This window comes from Actinosynnema sp. NPDC023658 (assembly GCF_040639995.1).
GTDB lineage: Bacteria > Actinomycetota > Actinomycetes > Mycobacteriales > Pseudonocardiaceae > Actinosynnema.
The window spans coordinates 1-1,410 of sequence record NZ_JBFAAX010001283.1; the positions used below are offsets into that span (position 1 = coordinate 1).

General features: G+C 69.5%; 2 protein-coding genes. One reads left to right on the plus strand and one right to left on the minus strand.

Annotation, left to right across the window (positions count from 1 at the left end; translation table 11 throughout):
• Positions 1-311: 311 nt before the first annotated feature.
• On the minus strand, positions 312-857 hold the full coding sequence (locus tag AB0G02_RS40295; protein ID WP_360805838.1) for a YceI family protein: 546 nt from the start codon (positions 855-857) through the stop codon (positions 312-314).
• 91 nt (positions 858-948) lie between these two features.
• Here AB0G02_RS40295 and AB0G02_RS40300 point away from each other — a divergent pair.
• Positions 949-1,410: MarR family transcriptional regulator (locus AB0G02_RS40300; RefSeq protein WP_360805841.1), on the plus strand; the 462-nt coding region annotated here is incomplete at its 3' end.

The following is a 1,410-nucleotide window of genomic DNA, read 5'->3' on the forward strand; positions in this document are numbered from 1 at the left end:
GTGAGCGGACTGTGTCCGCATCGAGTTCTACGGCTTCAGTACGGACCGAAACCGAGCCCTCGTTCCACGAGCTACTACGGGTGAAGACGGTGCACGGTTCAGACAGGTTGCGGCGGCGGACCGGAAACTACCGAAGTGGGTGGCGGGAGGGAACAGGTACCCCGTTCGCCCGCCGGCACCCGTGCGGCTCACGCACGGTAGGCACCGCGTTGCGCTCCGCGAAAGCCGAGGTCGGCCCGCCACCGGCGGCGTGCCCGGGACAGCGGGCAGGGCCCACCGGAACACCGGCGGGCCCTTCGCGCGGATCGGGGTCAGACCTGCTTGACGGCCTCGATCTCCAGCAGGATCGTGATCTTGTCACCGACGACCGCGCCCGCCGGGCCGCCGGTCACGCCGAACTCGCGCCGGTTGATCTCGGTGGAGGCGGAGAAGCCCACGACCTTGGCGCCCTCGAAGCCGTCGCCGAAGCCGTTGATCTCCAGCTCCAGCGCCACGGGCTTGGTCACGCCGTGCAGGCTCAGCTCGCCGTCCACCAGGAAGCCCTCACCGTGGGCGCGCACGCCGGTGGAGGTGAAGGTCAGCTCCGGGAACTTCTCGACGTCCAGGAAGTCCTCGCCGCGGACGTGCGCGTCGCGCTGGTCGTTGCGGGTGTTCACCGAGGTGGCGTCGATCTTGGCGCTGACCGTCGACTCCAGCGGGTTCTCGGCGGTCACGATGGTGCCCTCGAAGGTGCCGAAGTGGCCGCGGACCTTGGACACGCCGAGGTGGCGGACCACGAACGAGATGTCCGAGTGCACCGGGTCGATCGCCCACGTGCCCGCGAGGTAGCCGGGGATCTGCACAGTCTGCGTGGTCATGGCTGGTCCTTCTGGGTTGGTCTGGTTGAACTCTCAACAGAACATAGCGCATCCTGGTTGAAGGTTCAACAACGGACGTATGATGGGTGGCATGAGCGACGTGCGGTGGCTGAGCGCCGAGGAGCAGCAGGTGTGGCGTGGCTTCATGGCCGCCGTGACGAAGTTCACCGCGCACCTGGACCGGCAGTTGCAGCGCGACTCCGGGATGCCCATGGCCTACTACGAGATCCTGGTGGCCCTCTCCGAGGCGCCGGGGCGGGCGTTGCGGATGAGCGAGCTGGCGGTGGTGTGCCACTCGTCGCGGTCACGGCTCTCGCACGCGGTCGCGCGGCTGGAGAAGGAGGGCTGGGTCGAGCGGCGGGCCTGCCCCTCGGACCGGCGCGGCTCGATCGCGGCCCTGACCGACTCCGGGTTCGCCGTGCTGGAGGCGGCGGCGGCCGGGCACGTGACGGCGGTGCGGGAGCACCTGTTCGACGTGCTGACGCCGGAGCAGCTGCGGTCGCTGGCCGAGATCAGCCGGGCGGTGGACGCCGGGTTGACCGTGGAGTGCGCC

Bases quoted from the DNA above. Each gene is read 5' to 3' on its own strand.
- AB0G02_RS40295 (WP_360805838.1), bottom strand. From the start codon at position 857: ATGACCACGCAGACTGTGCAGATCCCCGGCTACCTCGCGGGCACGTGG.